Genomic DNA, 333 nt, shown 5'->3' with positions numbered 1-333 from the left:
ACCGAGCCGCTGTTCACCGGCGAGGACCCCGACGACCGCAACTACCTCCGGATGGCGTCGATCTACGAGGACTTCGCCGCCAACGTCGACTCGACCAACCAGGCCGAGCGGGTCGCCTACCTCGACTCGGCGCTGACGACGCGGCAGGCCGGCGTGGCCGCGCTCGAGCGCGAGGGGATCGCCTACGACAGCTACCTGCGCGACCTGCGGGAGGGCTTCTTCTACTTCCAGAACAGCGCCCTCTACGAGGACGCCGAGCAGAAGCAGTTCGAGGCGTTCACGCGCGCCTTCGAGGCGAAGCCAGACAGCCTGGAGGACTGGTACCTGACGCGT

At 67.9% G+C, this 333-nt stretch carries 1 protein-coding gene; it reads left to right on the top strand.

All coding sequences use genetic code 11. The features are described from left to right. On the top strand, positions 1 to 333 hold a 333-nt coding region (locus tag B1759_RS19895), incomplete at both ends, for a hypothetical protein (protein ID WP_158225359.1).

The organism is Rubrivirga sp. SAORIC476 (assembly GCF_002283555.1).
Lineage (GTDB): Bacteria > Bacteroidota > Rhodothermia > Rhodothermales > Rubricoccaceae > Rubrivirga.
The sequence above is the reverse complement of the archived record's forward strand: the minus strand, read 5'-3'. Positions and strand labels throughout refer to the sequence as shown.